Source organism: Varibaculum cambriense, assembly GCF_032557235.1.
Classification (GTDB): domain Bacteria; phylum Actinomycetota; class Actinomycetes; order Actinomycetales; family Actinomycetaceae; genus Varibaculum; species Varibaculum cambriense_C.
The window spans coordinates 31,355-46,510 of record NZ_JAWGMB010000007.1; the positions used below are offsets into that span (position 1 = coordinate 31,355).

The 15,156-nt window shown below is 53.4% G+C and carries 12 protein-coding genes; 8 read left to right on the top strand and 4 right to left on the bottom strand.

Annotated features, from left to right (window positions below; all coding sequences use genetic code 11):
• Positions 1-269 precede the first annotated feature (269 nt).
• Complete coding sequence (glgB, locus tag E6072_RS06480; protein WP_316694564.1) at positions 270-2,453, top strand: 1,4-alpha-glucan branching protein GlgB; 2,184 nt, start codon at positions 270-272, stop codon at positions 2,451-2,453.
• Positions 2,454-2,619: 166 nt separating this feature from the next.
• On the opposite strand, the gene E6072_RS06485 is transcribed toward glgB, so the two are convergent.
• Both E6072_RS06485 and ybaK read right to left on the bottom strand, forming a co-directional pair.
• Positions 2,620-3,885, bottom strand: a complete 1,266-nt coding sequence (locus E6072_RS06485; RefSeq protein ID WP_316694565.1) for an Nramp family divalent metal transporter — start codon at positions 3,883-3,885, stop codon at positions 2,620-2,622.
• Between the two features lie 178 nt (positions 3,886-4,063).
• Positions 4,064-4,549: a Cys-tRNA(Pro) deacylase gene (ybaK, locus tag E6072_RS06490; RefSeq protein ID WP_316694567.1), complete on the bottom strand. Its 486-nt coding sequence runs from the start codon at positions 4,547-4,549 to the stop codon at positions 4,064-4,066.
• Between the two features lie 219 nt (positions 4,550-4,768).
• Here ybaK and E6072_RS06495 point away from each other — a divergent pair, with 219 nt between their 5' ends.
• From E6072_RS06495 to E6072_RS06505, 3 genes are read left to right on the top strand one after another with little or no spacing between them, the layout of a single operon-like run.
• Positions 4,769-5,707 carry an ABC transporter ATP-binding protein gene (locus E6072_RS06495; protein WP_316694568.1) on the top strand — a complete coding sequence of 313 codons (939 nt, stop codon included), beginning with the start codon at positions 4,769-4,771 and terminating at the stop codon, positions 5,705-5,707.
• Between the two features lie 2 nt (positions 5,708-5,709).
• Positions 5,710-6,969 carry an ABC transporter permease gene (locus E6072_RS06500; protein ID WP_316694569.1) on the top strand — a complete coding sequence of 420 codons (1,260 nt, stop codon included), beginning with the start codon at positions 5,710-5,712 and terminating at the stop codon, positions 6,967-6,969.
• Positions 6,956-8,104, top strand: a complete 1,149-nt coding sequence (locus tag E6072_RS06505; RefSeq protein WP_316694570.1) for an ABC transporter permease — start codon at positions 6,956-6,958, stop codon at positions 8,102-8,104. Before E6072_RS06500 ends, E6072_RS06505 begins: the two co-directional genes overlap by 14 nt.
• Positions 8,105-8,333: 229 nt before the next feature.
• On the opposite strand, the gene E6072_RS06510 is transcribed toward E6072_RS06505, so the two are convergent.
• Positions 8,334-8,948 (bottom strand): cadmium resistance transporter, encoded by a 615-nt coding sequence (locus E6072_RS06510; protein ID WP_316694572.1) that lies wholly within the window; start codon positions 8,946-8,948, stop codon positions 8,334-8,336.
• Between the two features lie 87 nt (positions 8,949-9,035).
• Here E6072_RS06510 and E6072_RS06515 point away from each other — a divergent pair, with 87 nt between their 5' ends.
• On the top strand, positions 9,036-9,305 hold the full coding sequence (locus E6072_RS06515) for an ACT domain-containing protein (RefSeq protein ID WP_316087548.1): 270 nt from the start codon (positions 9,036-9,038) through the stop codon (positions 9,303-9,305).
• Between the two features lie 49 nt (positions 9,306-9,354).
• The gene (locus E6072_RS06520; RefSeq protein WP_316694575.1) at positions 9,355-10,719 is read left to right on the top strand and encodes a PFL family protein; all 1,365 of its coding nucleotides are present in this window, start codon (positions 9,355-9,357) and stop codon (positions 10,717-10,719) included.
• 157 nt (positions 10,720-10,876) lie between these two features.
• Here E6072_RS06520 and E6072_RS06525 read toward each other — a convergent pair whose 3' ends face one another.
• Positions 10,877-12,232, bottom strand: coding sequence for a cellulose-binding protein (locus E6072_RS06525; protein WP_316694681.1), 1,356 nt, complete (start codon positions 12,230-12,232; stop codon positions 10,877-10,879).
• Between the two features lie 266 nt (positions 12,233-12,498).
• On the opposite strand from E6072_RS06525, the gene E6072_RS06530 reads away from it, so the two are divergent.
• Positions 12,499-14,148: a hypothetical protein gene (locus E6072_RS06530; RefSeq protein WP_316694577.1), complete on the top strand. Its 1,650-nt coding sequence runs from the start codon at positions 12,499-12,501 to the stop codon at positions 14,146-14,148.
• Complete coding sequence (locus tag E6072_RS06535; protein ID WP_316694578.1) at positions 14,148-15,155, top strand: hypothetical protein; 1,008 nt, start codon at positions 14,148-14,150, stop codon at positions 15,153-15,155. Before E6072_RS06530 ends, E6072_RS06535 begins: the two co-directional genes overlap by 1 nt.
• Position 15,156: the final 1 nt, after the last annotated feature.

Here is a 15,156-nt window from a genome sequence, read left to right on the forward strand (position 1 = left end):
GGCGCAAAATTTGGAAAACGTCGCTACGTTTTCCAAATTTTTGGGCAGGAGGAAAAACTAATTCCCCGCGCGCAGCTTTAGATCGCGCACGTTCTCGGAACTTGGGGATCGGAAAATTTCCGGATTTCGGGGCGCGAGGCAAAATCCGCCCCTGTACGCGTAGCTGTCCCACAAGCTAAGCACGCTTTTGGAACTCGGGGTAGAAAAAAAATTGGAAATCGGGGCGTTATTCCAAAGAATTATTGGGCGATTCGTGACACGCTAGAGGCATGAACGCAAAACCTGTAGCTGTAGATCCAGACGTCCTTGCTAACGTTGCCCATGGGCGGTATTTTGACCCGCATTCAGTGCTCGGCACCCATGTGGGGGAAGATTCCGTAACTATCCGCACCGTTGCCCACCTGGCAGATGCGGTAGAGATCATCACCCCCAAAGGCACTTTCCCGGCAATCCATGAGCAAGATGGCATTTGGGTGGCAGTCCTTGAGGGCACCGAAATCCCTGATTACCGGGTGCGCACCACCTATGGGGAAGAAACCACAGAGCTAGATGACGGTTACCGGTACCTGCCCACCGTTGGCGAATTTGACCTTTATCTGATTTCTGAGGGGCGTCACGAGCGACTTTGGGAAGTATTGGGAGCTCACCTGCGCACCTATGAAACCGAAATGGGGCAAACCAAGGGTGCCTCCTTCGCAGTCTGGGCACCGAACGCCCAAGCGGTGCGGGTAGTGGGCGACTTTAACTATTGGGATGGGGAGACCTCCTCGATGCGTTCCCTCGGTTCCTCGGGGATCTGGGAATTGTTTATCCCGGACGTCGAAATTGGGGCTCGCTACAAGTTCGAGATTTTAAGACCAGACGGCACCTGGCAACAAAAAGCCGACCCGATGGCTCGCGCCTGCGAGATTCCTCCCTTGACGGCCTCGGTAGTAACCGATAAACACCACCAGTGGGAAGACCAAGAGTGGATGGACAAGCGGGCAAAAACCGATCCCCATAACTCCCCTATGTCGGTCTATGAGATGCATATCGGGTCCTGGTCTTATGACACCCACTATCGGGATTTGGCTGACGATCTGGTTACCTATGTCAAAGATATGGGCTTTACCCACGTAGAGATGATGCCGGTTTCTGAGCATCCCTTCTATGGTTCCTGGGGTTACCAACAGAGCGGCTACTACGCGCCCTCTTCCCGCTATGGCACTCCCGACGATTTCCGCTACCTGGTAGATAAACTACACCAGGCGGGAATCGGGGTCATCCTGGACTGGGTTCCCGGCCACTTCCCCAAAGACCAGTTTGCGCTCGCCGACTTTGATGGCACCAAACTCTATGAGCATCCGGATCCCACCCGCGGCGAACAGCCCGATTGGGGAACCTTGATTTTCAACTTTGGTCGCAACGAGGTGCGGAACTTCCTGGTGGCCAATGCCCTGTACTGGTTGGATGAGTTCCATATTGATGGTTTGCGGGTCGATGCGGTGGCTTCCATGCTTTACCTGGATTATTCCCGTGAAGAAGGCCAGTGGCATCCCAACCAATATGGCGGACGTGAAAATCTGGAAGCGATTTCTTTCCTACAGGAAGCCAACGCCACCTGCTACCGCCTGTATCCGGGCATCTGCATGATTGCAGAAGAGTCTACAGCCTGGCCAGGGGTAACTGCTCCTACTGATGCCGGCGGCTTGGGCTTTGGTTTGAAGTGGAATATGGGTTGGATGAACGATACTTTGCGTTACCTGCGTGAAGACCCAGTCAATCGCTCTTGGCACCACGGCGAACTTACGTTCTCCCTGGTGTATGCATTCTCGGAGCACTATATTTTGCCGCTCTCCCACGATGAAGTTGTCTACGGCAAAGGTTCAATTCTGGCCAAGCAGCCAGGTGACTACTGGCGGCAACTAGCGGGAGTGCGCTCCCTCTACGCCTATCAATGGTCACACCCGGGTAAGCAATTGCTGTTCATGGGGGGCGAGTTCGCGCAAGGCGCCGAGTGGGATGCCAACCGCTCCCTGGATTGGTTCCTGTTAGATGACGACCGCAACCAGGGAGTACGGGCACTAGTGCGGGACTTGAACCAGATCTACACTAGCGAACCGGCATTGTGGGATGACGAACACACCGGGTTTGAATGGATTGAATCCAACGATTCGGATCATAACGTGATCTCTTATGTGCGCAAGTCCCGTGATGATCGGGGACGCGAACACAAGATGGTGTGCATCTGTAATTTTGCGGGTAATCCCCATGAAGGCTACCGGGTAGGACTACCCGACGGCGGGGAGTGGGAAGAAATTATTAATACCGATGACGCCAAGTATGGCGGCTCGGGGGTAACTAACTTAGGCCAGGTAACTGCCGAAGATATGGAGTGGAATGGCCGCCCCTATTCGGTAGAGCTCAGGGTTCCGCCCTTGGGTTGCCTCTGGTTACGTCCTAAAGAAGACTAATACTCTCGCTCAGCCGTTTTAGCGGTTTTAATGGGGGTGTCCTCGAGAATGATTTATTCTCGAGGACACCCCTTTTTCCTTTGGATAATCTTTCTCCCGCATATAAACCCTTCATGTGGACGCCGCGAGCTTTACAGGTTCGCCCCGGCTTATTGCGGGCACCAGTTTAAACGGCTATCCCCATGAAAGTAAGCACCACTAGCAGCAGGTTCAAGGCAATAATCAAAAGCGAAATCGCCCCCATGATCCAACACATCACGGTATTATCCTGGTACTTGCCCATTAGTTCGCGCCGCCGCGTATAGACTGCCAACGGGATTACTGCCAGGGGAATTCCGAAAGACAATGCCACCTGGGAAACAACTAACGCCCAAGTGGGGTTGGGGTAGAGCCAAAGAATCAGCAAAGCTGGAAGCAAAGTAACCAGGCGCCGCGCAAATAGTGGCACCCGGACATGCAGCAGCCCGCCCATAATTTCGGAACCCGCATAGGCTCCTACCGAAGTGGAAGCTAAACCGGAAGCTAACAGCCCAATAGCGAAAATGACCCCAATGGTCGTCCCTAATGCGGATTCGATAGCGTGATGCGCACCCTCGATACTGTCTGTCCCGCTTTGGCCAGCTAGCGCCGAGGCAGCCAGCAATAGCAGCGCAATATTGACAGCTCCCGCAACTAATAGCGCATAGGCTACATCATGTTTGGAGGCACGTAACAGGTGCGGAATATCGCGGGAACCTAGATCCGGGAAACGATGATTCACCAGCGAAGAATGTAAATAAATCGCGTGAGGCATCACGGTTGCCCCCAACATAGAGGCCGCGATGAGCACCGTATCGGTACCTGCAAAGCGCGGCAGCAGCCCCTTAAACGCTGCTGCGGGATCAGGCGGACTGATCACCAGTCCCGACAAGAAGCCTACGGTGATAATCACTAGCAGTCCGATCACTATTGTTTCGAACTGTTTTTGCCGGCGTTCATTCTGGAAGATTAGCAGTGCCAACGACACACACCCGACGATAAAGCCCCCCGCCAATAGCGGTAGCCCGAAGAGTAGCTGCAAGGCGATTGCGCCCCCCACGATCTCCGCCAGGTCGGTAGCGGCCGCGATAATCTCCGCTTGTATCCAATACGCAATCCGTTTGCCCCGGTGAAGCCGCTCCCCCAAGATTTCTGGTAAAGATTTCCCGGTAACTAACCCCAGTTTGGCGCTTTGATATTGAATGATCACTGCCATCAGGTTGGCCAGCACTAATACCCACACCAGCAGATATCCATAGCGGGCACCAGCCGTGATATTGGCAGCGACGTTTCCCGGATCAACATAGGCGACTGCCGCTATGAATGCCGGCCCCAGGAGCGGGAGCAAACCTTTTTTGGCGGCAGCCTGGGCGTTAGGAGCAGGCTGAGAATCAGGCTTTAATTCCTTTTTCATCTGCGCAGATTCACCTTTCTAACTCGCGAAAACTGCCTCATCTATGCAGCCCCTCACTTTCCTTTAACCAGTTTTCGGGCGTCCCTTATAAAAGTTTCGTATACCCGAAACTTTACTCCGTTTTTTGAGGAAGATAAAAACCAATCAAACATATCTCTGCTTGTAGGGCTTACGCGCTTTAGGGTCGGGAAATATCTCCCTGCCGCGCCGATATCAACCTTTGCAGATCTACAGCCGCAACTAGAATCTGGTAACCGCGTTTACCTGCAGATACGTAAATCTTTTCTTGTTCAAAAGCGGATTGATCGATCACCGTGGGCAAATCTTTCTTCATTCCCAAGGGCGAACACGCTCCTTTTATATAACCGGTGAGCGGGGTTAACTTTTTCAAAGGCAACATTGCCAGGTGTTTTACGCCAAAACACTTGGCTGCAGCTTTCAAATCTAACTCGTGAGTAGCGGGCACTACCGCTACGAAATGTTCCCCAGGCTCGCCCTCGAGAACTAGAGTTTTGAATACTAGCTGCGGATCTACCCCCAGCTCTTGTGCAATCGTGAGGGCATCTAAAAACTCCCCTTTGGAAGAAACCTGCGTCATTTGCGCAGCAATTCCCGCATTTTCGAGGATGCGCAGGGCGTTAGTTTTCACGTGCTTCTTGGCCATCACTACACCGGCTTTCGCTATGTCTTTTATCAGCCAGTTTAGCTGCCTCGAATACTTATTGAACGGTAATAACTTCCTATCCTCAGCCGCGTCAGGGTTCAAAATCTGCAATAACTTTCGGTTAATTCTCGATTAACGGCGCCACAGTTGGGGGTTAGCTCTGATTAGCTTTGTTAGAATTGCTTTAACAGCAACCACCCCAAGAACGCGAGAACCGTCGTGACCAGCATCATTGAAGTAGAGGGTCTAACCAAAGAGTACCAGCAATTACGTGCCCTCAATAAGCTGACTTTGCAAGTTCGTCAGGGCGAAATCTTGGGGCTTCTAGGGCCGAACGGATCCGGAAAATCAACTGCTATCAACTGCATCCTATCGTTACTGCGCTTTAGCAGCGGGAGCGTGAAAGTCTTCGGGAAAGAAATGCGTCCCGATGCCTTCGATATAAAACGGCGACTAGGGGTGGTATTCCAAGACGTTGCCGTCTTTGATGAGCTGACCGTGGCGCAAAACCTGGAGTACTTTTGTGGCCTCTATGTGTCAGATAGGCGCGAACGCGCTCAGATGATTGATGCGGCGGTCAAGCTGGTGGGACTACAAGATTACCTGAAGTTTCGCCCTAAGCAGCTCTCCGGAGGCCTGTTGCGCCGCTTGAACCTGGCGTGCGGTATCGCCCATAAGCCGGAGCTGATTTTCCTGGATGAGCCGACCGTGGCGGTAGATCCCCAAAGTCGCAATAACATTCTTGACGGTATCGTTACCCTGCGAGACCAGGGCGCGACCGTGGTTTATACCACTCACTATATGGAAGAAGTCGAACAGATTTGCGACCGCATCATTATCCTCGACAAGGGGGAAATCATTGCGCAAGGCACCATTGACGAGCTGAAACAACTTTCCGATATCGAAGAAAAAGTTACTTTGCAAGGGGTAGAGCTGTCCCCAGAACTCAAGGAGAAACTGGAATCTGATCCCCAAATTGAGTCAGTTACCAGCAGAAATCGCACAGTTCAGCTGGTATATCGGCACGGACAAAACCATGTGTCTGCCCTCATCGACCAATTACGCCAGGCCGGGGTATCGTATGAGTCCATTTACTCCGAGCGCCCCACCCTAAACGACGTTTTCCTGCAGCTCACCGGCAAGGAACTGCGAGACTAATTATGGGACACCTGATCGGCTACAACCTAAAGCTACTGCTATCCAACCGAGCATTGGTGTTTTGGACGCTCGCCTTTCCTATCCTGCTGGGACTGCTGTTCAAAGGAGCGCTGGGAGACATTGTTAATAAAGGAGCTTTCGACACCGTGCCGGTAGCGGTAGTAAACTCCCAGGCCTATCAAGACAGCATCTTCAGAATCGCATTCGATGATTTAAGTAAGGAAGATTCCTCCCCCGTCAGCTCGGAAAACCAGCCCATTTTAAAACTACGACTAGTCAAGACCCTAGAGGAAGGAAAAAGGCTTTTAGCGGACGAGAAAGTTTCCGGAGTAGTCGAGATTACCGGAACTGCAACTGCCGGCATGACTAAAGATGCCAAAGCACATTTGACACTCGCCTCTAACGGGATGGAGCAAACCATCTTGAAAGCGATTCTTGACGAGATCACCCAACGCACCGATATGATCAGCCAACTGACGCAGCGAGAGATTACTGCCAAAGTTCGCGCTCACTCTCCGCCTGACTTTCAAAATATTCAGCCCGGACAGCCTCCTGCCATTGATCCCATCCAAGTAGCGGCCTCGGTTCAAGACAGACTCGCTAACAGCGGATTTACCTTACGTGACCGCAGCCCCAAATCTATGGACACGCTAATGGCAGAATTCTTCTCGCTACTAGCCATGGCTGCCCTGTATGGGGGCATGTTCTCCATGACGGTAATGAATAATGCCCAGCCGCCCTTGGGGGTAATCGGCAGACGGGTAGCAGTGGCACCGACCAGTAAAGCTAAACTGATAATTTCCGGGATTATCTCCAGTTACCTACTGCAATTGGTGGGGCTAATTCTGCTGGTAGCAGTCTGTTACTTCCTATTCGATATCGATTTTGGCCCCAATTGGGCATTAACTATCCTGCTGACTTCCCTTGGAGCCCTGGTCGGACTGTCCTTTGGGGTAGCGATTTCCGCGCTCGTACCCGGCGGAGAGAATATGAAAGTTGGGGTCTTAATTTCGGTCACCATGTTGGGGGCAGTACTCGCAGGGATGATGGGGCCAACCATGCGCTACGTAGTAGACCAAAAAATACCCCTAGTGAATAAACTAAATCCCACTGCCCTGATCACCGACGGTTTCTATAACCTCTACTATCACCCCGGGTTCGAGGGGTTTTGGCAAGACGTCACCTTACTGCTGATTATTTCGGCAGTGCTCCTGGGCGCCTCCCTGCTCGTACTAAGGAAGCAGCGCTATGACAGTCTTTAAAGGTTTCCTGCAGGTACTGCTCCGCAATATTGCTTTTGTTATTTTGTTTACCAGCATCCTGATGGTCATGGGACTTACCGTTTTCCAGACGAATCCCAGTTCCTCCGGCGATTTTACCGCATCCAAACCTACAGTTTTAGTTATCAACCGTGGCAACGAAACTGCTCTCACCAAGTCTTTTAACTCTTACTTGGCCGAGCAAACCAAGAAAGCAGACATCGGCAGCAGTGAACGAGAAATTGATGACGCTCTCTATTACGAAACTTTATCCTACGTCGTTTACCTACCCAGCGACTTTACGGAAACCATCCTCCGAGGCGAAAAACCCGTCGTCGATATCAAAACCCGCGCCAGCTCGGAAAGTGCCTCTGCCGAGGTACTAGTAAGCCGTTTCCTGCGGCTGGCTACCGGCTACGGACAGTATTTAACGAACGAGGACGAGCTGGTTACAGCGGTAAACTCTAGCCTGAAACTCGATAGCCAAGCCACTCTTACCTCGCATTTAGATCAAAAAACTCTACACAACGTGACCGCCCTGTATAACTTTGGGAGCTATACCCTATTGGCCGGCGGCTCCTATGTAATCACCATGATCCTGGCGGCTTTTTCGGTAGTTAACATCCGCAAACGTACCCTGGTCTCCCCCGCCCGTCCCATCAGAATTGACCTAAGCCTAATAGCAGGATGTGCCCTCATTGTTGCCTTCCTAGTGGCTCTCAACGTGCTCTTAGTGCGACTGCTGCTGCCTGGCATTGCTGATACCGGACGACAAGGACTCTATGCGCTTAACATTGCGGCATTTGGGCTGCCAGTCTTGGCAATAGGGTTTTTCATCGCAAAAATTACTAATAACAAGGAAGCTCTCAGCGCCATCGTAAACGTGGTGGCGTTAGCCAGTGCTTTCCTGTGTGGAGCGTTTATTCCCCGGAATCTAATGCCCGATGCAGTAGCAGCCATCGGGAGGGCGCTACCCAGCTTTTACTACATCGACAACAACAATGCGTTAGCGGAAATGGCCAGCTTTAGCGGCGCCGCCGCCTCGCAGTTCTGGGTAAACATCGGGGTGCAGGTGGGCTACGCCCTGGCGCTATGGCTTGCTGCGATGGTAATAACTCGTCTGCGTAGACGTGCTTAAAGCCAATCAGCGAGGATAATAGCCACTACCCTGGTTCGGAAAAAGCAACTGTGTGAGCGTGGGAGTAGATTTTTCCTCCTGCCCAAGAATTTGGAAAACGTCGCTACGTTTTCCAAATTCTTATGCCCACCGCGCCCGCTCGGATAAAATCTACTCCCGCGCTATTGGCAATCGCTTCTTTTCCTGACGGCGGCTCGTGATCGCTATCTCCCACAGCTAGTCAACCAACCTAGAGCAAATCGGCGAGGATTAGCACTCCTAGCAGGATAAGTACGCTGGGGAAAATAATCGCTTCAAAACGTTCCAAGACCTCTGCCAGCCCCATACGTCCAGTGATGAAACGGGCAAGAGCTAGCAGCACCCCAGCAAGCACTAAGAACACTGCGCAAAACAGGGCGATTTGCCACCAGGTGGAGAGGGCAAAAACTGGTAGATAGGCGGCTAGTTCATCGCCCCCATTAGCCATAGTCACCAGGGCAACTGCGCCTACGCTGACCTTTTTTCCCTTTAGTTGTGCCTCGTCCTCGTCCTCGAAGTCCTTAGACCCAACCCGCTCCCGGATTTCGCCGATTGCCGCTTTCACCCCCAGTGCCAGGGGTATCAGCCCCAGAAACCGCAGGTACTCCTGCGGGATTACCAAACCAGAAATTGCGCTTAAGACTATGGTGACTGCCAGGATTACCCCGAAACCTACATATTGACCGGCGCATATACGCGCAGTGGTTCCAGGGCGATTCTGGCCGTGCACAAACCACAAGGCCAGTAACGCCAAGTGGTCAATATTGGTGGCTACAAATAGCACTAGCGCTTGCACGAGGGTCGAAATAATCAAACTAGAAGTCACTCCGCCATTATTACCAAAGAGTTCAGAAATGAAGAAACCGGGACGAGGAATCGCAAAAAAGCCGTAGAAGAACGTAAGCTGAAGCACGTGAAAGCAATTATGACGGTTACCGGTATCGACCATACCGGGATTATCGCAGCGGTGTCCCAAGCGCTCGCCCAAAATCAGGTGAATATCACCAATGTGTCCCAGACGCTGATGGATGAATATTTCACGATGATTATGCAACTGGAATTCGATGAAGAGCAGATCGGGTTAGCGCAGGTGCAGGCAGCTATGGCACCAGTAGAGGAAGCCGAAGGGCTGGTTATTAAAGTTCAGGCGGAAGACCTCTTCAACGCCATGCATAAACTCTAAGCTGCTTACCACCTAGCTGCGCAAATCACCATAATCATAGAGGAGAATCATGGGCGTGGATACCACCGGGGAAATCCTGGAAACCATACAGATGATTGCCGAGGACAACCTGGACGTACGCACCGTCACTTTGGGGCTGTCCCTGCTGGATTGTGCCGACGCCGATATCGAGCGAGCCTGCGCGCGCATAGAAGAGCGGTTTTTAAGCTCTGCCTCCCACCTGGTTTCGACTGTCGAGGAGGTCGCGGGCGAGTTCGGGGTGCCGATTATCAATAAGCGGCTTTCGGTAACCCCAATTTCCCTGATAGCAGCGGCATGCCGTACCGATGATCCCCTGCCCTTTGCCCAGGTGCTTGATCGCGCCGGTAAAGCTGTAGGAGTAGATTTCGTAGGCGGCTACTCCGCGTTGGTGCAAGCTGGAGCAACCCGCAGTGATTTAGCGTTGATAGAGTCCATACCCGAGGCCTTAGCTACTACCGATATCGTATGTTCCTCGGTGAATATCGGTTCTACTCGCAGCGGAATCAATATGAGTGCGACCGCAAAAATGGGTGAGCAAGTTCTCGCCGCCGCCCATAAAACTGCCGATAAAGACGGAATCGGAGCCGCAAAACTGGTGGTGTTTGCCAATGCGGTAGAAGATAACCCCTTTATGGCGGGTGCTTTCCATGGCGTGAGCCAACCCGATGCGGTGGTATCGGTAGGGATTTCGGGCCCAGGAGTAATCGAGAGGGCGCTCGCGGGAGTACGCGGGCGTCCTTTTGAAGAATGCGCGGAGGCAATTAAAAAATCAGCTTTCAAGATTACTCGCATGGGGCAGCTGGTGGGGCAAACCGTAGCGAAGCGTCTGGGCGTCAGTTTCGGAATCGTGGATTTATCGCTCGCCCCTACCCCGGCAGTAGGAGATTCGGTGGCTGCGATTTTAGAAGAGCTGGGCGTAGAAGCGGTCGGAGCGCCCGGCACTACTGCGGCTTTGGCTTTGCTCAACGATGCGGTTAAAAAGGGCGGCCTGATGGCGTGTTCACTGGTAGGGGGACTTTCCGGCTCCTTCATTCCGGTCTCCGAGGACGCGAATATGATTCAGGCAGTCCAGCGCGGTTCTTTGAGTCTGGCAAAACTAGAAGCCATGACCGCTATCTGTTCAGTAGGTCTGGATATGATCGCGATTCCCGGTGATACCCCCGCTGCTACTATTACCGGTTTGATTGCTGATGAGGCCGCGATCGGGGTTGCCAACGGGAAAACCACCGCGGTGCGAGTGATTCCAGTACCGGGTAAAGGGGTAGGCGACCAAGCGAATTTCGGAGGCCTACTGGGCTGGGCACCAATTATGGAAGTAACCTCGCTGTCTTCAGAAAGATTTGCGGCTCGCGGCGGACGTATCCCCGCCCCCGTACATTCCTTCAAGAACTAACGCCGACAACCCGCTTATACAGCTGCTGCGCCCCAGAGTACTTTCCGCCGCCAGAGTGGGCAGACAATTGCCTGAGAGCAACCGCCAAAAAAAACTTGGGGCGCGTCTTTGGTATTCCAAAGACGCGCCCCAAGTTAGTTAAACGAGTTTATTGAGCCTATTGTTCCTCGCTGGTGAACAGATCGGTAGCCGCCGATTCTTCATCAGGAGTGGCCGGAGATACTGGCGGTTCCACCGGAGCCGGCTGTTCGCCCTCGGCTTCCTCAGGTGCCTGAGCTAGCACTGCCGGCAGCTGCTGCATGGGGGTCAGCCCCTCGAGACCAGTAGCGGTCTCAGAGCCAAGCAAGCCCCGCATTTCTTCGAGGTAAGCGGCGATGGATTCGCGTTGACGCTCCAAGCGCTCCACCGTGCGTTGCGCGGCGGCCCGCTCTGCCTGAGCTTCGATCCGGGCAGCTTCACGCACCTGCTCGGCTTCGCCCTCGGCAGCCGCAATGGTGGCTTCTGCCGCGCGGCGTGCATCTTCCTGGCGGCGACGAACTACTGCGTCAGTGTCAGTTAGCAGACGCTCTGCCCGCTGCAAGGTTTCGCCCAAATGCTTCTCTGCATCAGCAACCTGAGCTTTAGCAGCGGCCACCATCGCGGAGGTTTCGGAACGAGACTGTTCATGAGCCTGAGCATCAGCCTCGCGAGCGGCGGCACGAGCGGCCGCGATTTCCGTTTCGGCTTCTTGGCGCATCTGCTGGATCTCGGCACGAATGCTATCCGCGCTTTCCCGCGCCTCTTTCAAAATGCTTTCGGATTGACTGCGAGCATCTGCCAAAGTCTTTTCTGCCTGTTCTTTGGCTTCTTCCCGAGTCTTAGTGGCTTCGGTCAAAGAGGACTCGCGCAGTGCCTGTGCCTCTGCGGTGGCGTCATTGCGGAGCTGGGAAGCTTCTTGCTCAGCTTTAACCCGCATTTCCACGTAGTCTTTTTCGGCCTGAGCGCGCTGCAATTCGGTTTCCCGATCAACAGTTGCTTTCAAATCAGAAACCTGGGTGTTGGTCTCTGCCCGCAGCGAGGAGGCTTCCCGCTCTGCCGCGGCAACCAGTTCATCCGCCCGATGCTGGGCATTAGTCAGCACTGTCTCCGATTCAGTGGCCGCGGTGGTGGTACGTTCTTCAGCCTCGCGCCGCGCCTCTGAAATCAGGGAAGCAGCTTCCGCCTCTGCCCGCTCTGACATATCCTGAGCGTTCTTGCGGGTCTTTTCCATCAGCTGCTCGGCCTCTGCATTGGCCTTATTAATGACCGCGGTAGATTGTTCTTCCGCGCTGCGCAGGAGCTGTTCTATCCGCGCGCCGATCCCCGTGTAAGAACTACGATCAGAAGAACGCAGCTGCTTTTGTGCTTCTGCGAGTTGTTCCCCTAAATCCACATTGCGCTGGTCTACCGTGTCCAGCTTCTGCTGTAACTCGGTAATCTGGTTATTCAAAGTTTGAATCTGCAAATCGACCTGAACACGATCATAACCGCGCATTACGATCGGGAAATCAGTTTGTTCTTCCACCTGGTCCTCCCTGAAGATGAGCCGCTGAGATTAGGCATTACTCGGAACATTTTATTCCATTACTTGAGGAGTGCGAAACCCCGTATCATTGCCTAGTCTTTCACTTATTTATGCCTGAAACCAAACGTTACGGTAAAATTGACCCTAGTCACACCCCTAACCGGGTACAAGCATCACCGCAGTAAAGCAAGTAAAGTGTAGTTATAGTTGTCCGGCTACGACTTGAGGGGAAACTGGTGAACATTTTCTTACGTAGATATTGGCTTCCACTGCTTTTAGTAATAGTGGGGGCTCTGGTTGCGCTAGGCGGAGTAGCAAGCGCGACCATTTGGAAGCCAACTCCGCAGGTTTCGGCATCTTTGCCTACTAATAATCAAAAACAAACTCTGGCGATTACCCGACCGGGAATGTTTGAACTTTATGACTCCCCCACCAAAATTACCGTCGCCGGGCAGGGAAAAGTAGCCTTAGCGATCGGACGGTCTGCCGATGTGACTGCTTGGGCAGCTGACCAAAACTACGTGGAAGTTACCGGACAAAAAGATGACACCACCCTACTGACCGAACCGCATCAGGGGAAAGCGGATCCGCGCCAACCCGGAGAAGCTGCCGGAAAGGATATGTGGGTCGAATATAAAGAGGTAGATACCGGACAGATTAGCCAAACCTGGGATCGTTCCGAGGGCGCATGGTCTCTGATTGCTTGGTCAGAGGAAGGAAATGTACAGCTGACTTTACAGTGGACACAGCCAGTTTCTACCCCTTGGTTCTGGCCGCTGCTGATCGCGGGGCTGCTATTGATGTTAATCGGCGCAGTCGTTGCTGTGGTAATCAATCGGTTGGCCAAAGCAGCTGCTAAAGAAGAAGCAGAAATACGTAAGCGCCGTGAACAGCGCGCCCAGGAAGCCGCGGCTCAAGGAGAGCAAACCGTGCAGATACCTGCACTCAATGCGGTTACTAAACCGCCCTCGCGTTCTGAATTACGCAAAGCCCGCGAACGCGGGGAGGCAACCATCGAAGTGGAAGGGGTAAAGTTCCCCACCGGATTGGTGCCGGTAATCCGCACTGATGCCGACGGACAAGCGATCAATCCCGAAGCCGCGGATTCGCTGACCCCAGAAGTTCCAGCTACTGAGGAAGTTTCAGCTCCCACGATGCCGGCGGCAGAGCTGTCGTTACCCGCGCAAAGCCCTCAGCCGCCGGCGTATTCTCCGCTCCCTGAGGTTGCAGCGGAGGCTTCATTTAACCCCGCCGCCTCACTACAACCGGCACAGTCCTACCAGCCGCAAGCCTCCTACAACCCAGCTGCCTCACTACAACCTGAGGATTCTTACCGGCCAGCGGATTCGTATCAGCCGCAGGCTTCCTATAACCCAGCCGCCTCACTACAACCTGAGGATTCTTACCGGCCGCAGGCCTCTTACAGCCCGGCTGTTTCACCGCAGCCGGCACAGTCATACCAGCCAGAAGCTTCCTACAATCCAGCGGATTCGTATCAGCCGCAGGCCTCCTACAACCCCGCGGACTCTTATCAACCACAGGTCTCCTACAACCCAGCCGCCTCACCACAGCCGGCAGACTCCTACCAGCCGCAAGCCTCCTACAATCCAGCGGACTCTTATCAACCACAGGCCTCCTACAACCCAGCCGCCTCACTACAACCGGAGGACTCTTACCGGCCAACGGACTCGTATCAGCCGCAAGCCTCCTACAACCCCGCGGACTCTTATCAACCTCCCGCAGCGCAAGCGGAGGTAGCTCCTGAGCGCGCCGAAGAATGGTTCGAGGACGATGACTTCGACCTGGACGGACTGGGAGATGGTCCTGATATGGCAGATTTCGAAGGTGAATCTACCTTTGACCAGAGTCAAGGAGGTAGCAACTGATGAGAAAAATGCGAGTATTATTGTCCGTTACCGCAGCTAGCTGCCTGGCAATAACCAGCCTGGCAGGATGCACTAGTGCCGCTGAGCGCAAAGAGGTACCAAGTTCTGCTCCCACCGAGACTTATCCAGCTTTGCGAGTCGAACAGGTAGACCCCATCCTTAAGGCAGTTAACTCCGCTTTAGCAGCCGGAGATTCCAAATTTGATGCCGGAGCACTAAAACCCAGAGTGGCCGGTCCCGCACTGGCCATGCGCACCGCGCAATACCAGATGCATCAAAAGAACAACCAAGTGGTTCCCACTGCGCTGCCTGCGTCCTCGGAAATCACTACCGTAACCTCTGGAAACAAGTGGCCACGCGCTTTGCTTAACGTGACGGGGGCAGATAGCAATGGTGCAAAATATGTGGAAATAATCCGTCAAAACCAGGCAACCAGCCCCTATCAACTATGGCAGTGGATGCAGCTACTGCCCAAGGCGTCCTTGCCAGAAACTGACGTGGTAGCAAGGGGATCACAAACTTTAGATCTTGCTAGCGCTGCCAACCTGATGTTTTCTCCGGAAGTAGCGGTCAATACTTGGGCGCAGACTGTCTTCGACGCTAAAGCAAAAAATGCTGACAAAGTGTTCGTGGATCCCCTCATGGAGGGCAAACGCGCAGAATTGAAGGCACTTACCGAGGGAGTAGGCAATGCCGGTAAGGTAGCATCCACCGTAACTCCTACTGATTTTAAAAATAACACTCTGGCGATTAATCTGCCCGCGAAAAATGGGGCACTGGTGGCGACCACCTACACTCAAGAAGTTAAGCTGACGGACGTAGCTAAAGATAAACCGATCACCCTCAGCGGTGATGTGGTTAATCTGCTAGACAACGGCAAGGTCACCAAGCAAGCTTCCTGGAGCCGAGTTATCTGCGTACTGTTGCAGATACCACCCAAGGGCACCAAAGATGGCAAGGTGCGGGTAATCGCGGCTTCTGAAGTGTTAACGGCGGCCGCAAAGTAAG

Bases quoted from the DNA above. Each gene is read 5' to 3' on its own strand.
- glgB (WP_316694564.1), top strand. From the start codon at position 270: ATGAACGCAAAACCTGTAGCTGTAGATCCAGACGTCCTTGCTAACGTT.
- E6072_RS06485 (WP_316694565.1), bottom strand. From the start codon at position 3,885: ATGAAAAAGGAATTAAAGCCTGATTCTCAGCCTGCTCCTAACGCCCAG.
- ybaK (WP_316694567.1), bottom strand. From the start codon at position 4,549: ATGGCCAAGAAGCACGTGAAAACTAACGCCCTGCGCATCCTCGAAAAT.
- E6072_RS06500 (WP_316694569.1), top strand. From the start codon at position 5,710: ATGGGACACCTGATCGGCTACAACCTAAAGCTACTGCTATCCAACCGA.
- E6072_RS06505 (WP_316694570.1), top strand. From the start codon at position 6,956: ATGACAGTCTTTAAAGGTTTCCTGCAGGTACTGCTCCGCAATATTGCT.
- E6072_RS06520 (WP_316694575.1), top strand. From the start codon at position 9,355: ATGGGCGTGGATACCACCGGGGAAATCCTGGAAACCATACAGATGATT.
- E6072_RS06525 (WP_316694681.1), bottom strand. From the start codon at position 12,232: ATGCGCGGTTATGATCGTGTTCAGGTCGATTTGCAGATTCAAACTTTG.
- E6072_RS06535 (WP_316694578.1), top strand. From the start codon at position 14,148: ATGAGAAAAATGCGAGTATTATTGTCCGTTACCGCAGCTAGCTGCCTG.